At 33.8% G+C, this 2,538-nt stretch carries 2 protein-coding genes; both read left to right on the plus strand.

Features of this window, described 5'->3' with window-relative positions; genetic code table 11:
* A partial coding sequence (locus ACFO3U_RS07605) for a PorP/SprF family type IX secretion system membrane protein (RefSeq protein ID WP_379740095.1) occupies positions 1-555 on the plus strand: 555 nt, incomplete at its 5' end.
* An 18-nt stretch (positions 556-573) separates the two neighbouring features.
* On the plus strand, positions 574-2,451 hold the full coding sequence (locus ACFO3U_RS07610) for an OmpA family protein (RefSeq protein WP_379740099.1): 1,878 nt from the start codon (positions 574-576) through the stop codon (positions 2,449-2,451).
* Positions 2,452-2,538 lie beyond the last annotated feature (87 nt).

A 2,538-nucleotide genomic window follows, 5' to 3' on the forward strand; every position in this document is an offset into this window, starting at 1 on the left:
ACCTTTCATAAAGTAGATTTGTTTTCACAAATTAATAGCACATTACCAGATGTTGGTGATGGTGCTTTTGCAGAAGATGCAAGCAACAGCTACCTTAACATAGGAACAGGATTGTTCTATTATACGAACAAATATTATTTAGCTTTTTCGGTACCAAATATGTTAAAAGGAACACATTTGGATTATAACGGAAGAGAGTATGGAAACGATGTATCGCATTACTTTTTAACAGGAGGATATGTATTTGACATCAACCAAAATGTGAAGTTCAAACCATTTTTCATGTTAAAGTCAGCCTTCAATGTATCACCATCATTAGATTTATCAACGAACTTCTTGTTTAATGATAAGTTTGAAGTAGGAGCCACATATCGTTTAGAAGACAGTTTTGGAGCGATGGTTAATTATGCAATTTCACCTAATGTAAAATTAGGATATGCTTACGATCACATTGTATCGGATTTAAAAGTAACAACACCATCTTCACATGAGGTTATATTGTTGTTTGATTTAAATTTCCCGAAGAAAGTTTCACGTTCACCAAGATATTTCTAATTTAAAAGCGACAACGACATGAAGAAAATATATATCACCTTAAGTTTTGTAATCGCAAGTGGAATACTGAGTGCACAAAACAAAGAGACAAAGACAGCTGATAAGCTGTATAAAAAGTTTGAATATGTAGATGCAGCCGCAGCATACCAAAAACTGGTAGATGAAGGTAAAGCAGATGGATATGTTTACAAACAAATGGCAGAGAGTTATTACAATGTTTTTAATGCAAAAGAAGCAGCAAAAGCATACGCACAAGCTATCGCAGCCGAGAAGCAAGATGCAGAAACGTATTATCGATATGCACAAATGCTAAAGGCATCAGGTCAAACAGAAGAGGCTAACAAACAAATGCAAGCATTTGCTGCTATGAAACCAAATGATGATAGAGCAAAAGCATTTAAATCAGATCCAAATTATTTACCAAAGCTAAAACAACAAGCTAAGATGTATGACATTGCAGCTTCAGATATTAGCAGTGATAAATCAGACTTTGGAGCTGTTTTAACTAACGAGAATGAAGTATATTTTACTAGTGCAAGAAATGAAGCTAGAAAAACTTACGGATGGAACGAAGAGCCTTACTTAGACTTATACAAAGCTACATACAACGCAAACGGAACATTGAGTGAAGCTACTTTAGTAGAAGGAATCAACACAAGATGGCACGATGGACCAGCTACAATAAGTGCAGATGGAAATACTATGTACTATGCTAGTGAGAGTTATAACGATAATTTGTATGAAAAAGATAAAGTAAACAAATTAAAATTCAGTCAAGTAAATCTTTACAAAGCAACAAAGGTGGATGGAAAATGGTCAAATGTAAAAGCATTACCGTTTAACAGCAAAGAATATTCAACAAGTAATCCATCATTGAGTAAAGACGGAAAAACATTGTACTTTTCATCAAATATGCCAGGTTCAAAAGGAGGAATTGATATTTGGAAAGTAGCAGTAAATGGTGATGAGTATGGAACACCAGAAAATGCTGGAGACAAAGTAAACACAGAAGGAAACGAAAGTTTTCCGTTTATCTCAGATGAGAATGTATTATTCTTTTCATCAGATGCAAGACAAGGTTTTGGAGGATTTGATGTATACCAATTGGACTTAAACAAAAACTCAGAAGCTAAAAACGTAGGAGCACCTGTAAATTCTGAAAAAGATGACTTTGCTTTTACATACAATGCAGACAAAAAAGTTGGATTTTTCTCAAGTAATAGAGCAGGAGTAGACAACATCTATAAAGCTGACCCAGTTTGTGGTGTTTTAGTGTTGTCTAATGTAAAGAATTCAAAAAACGGCAATGTACTAGCAGATGCTAAAGTTGTGTTGTTAGACAAAGACAATAAAGTTATTGCAACCAAAATGACAGATGGTTCAGGAAACGCTAACTTTGATGTAAATTGTGATGAAGTATACAGCATGCAATTCTCAAAAGAAGGATTTGATCCAGATACATTTACTGTAGAGAAAACAAGAGGTGGAGAAGTGATGGCATATATATCATTAGATCCAATTAAACCAATTATTACAGAAACAGAAGTTATCTTACAACCAATTTTCTTTGAATTCAACAAAAGCAATATTACAGCACAAGGAGCAGAAGAGCTTGATAAGTTAGTAGAAGTAATGAAGTCAGAAGAGCACAAAGACATGGTTATCTTTGCTAAATCGCACACAGATAACAGAGGAAGTGACAAATACAACTTAAACTTATCAGACAGAAGAGCAAAATCAACTGTTCAATACATTATCTCAAAAGGAATCTCAAAAGATAGAATCACAGGACAAGGATTTGGAGAAAGTGAACCAAAAGTGGACTGTGGAGAAGATTGTACAGAAGAACAACATGCTCTAAACAGACGTTCAGAATTCTTAATCGTTAAGAAATAAGAAATAAACAAACAAAAATTAACCAACCCAACCAACCAATAAAAAATCCCTAATTCAAAAAGAGTTAGGGATTTTTTTATGTGATAA

Origin of the sequence: Flavobacterium ponti, assembly GCF_042652765.1 — a bacterium.
Taxonomy (GTDB): domain Bacteria; phylum Bacteroidota; class Bacteroidia; order Flavobacteriales; family Flavobacteriaceae; genus Flavobacterium; species Flavobacterium ponti.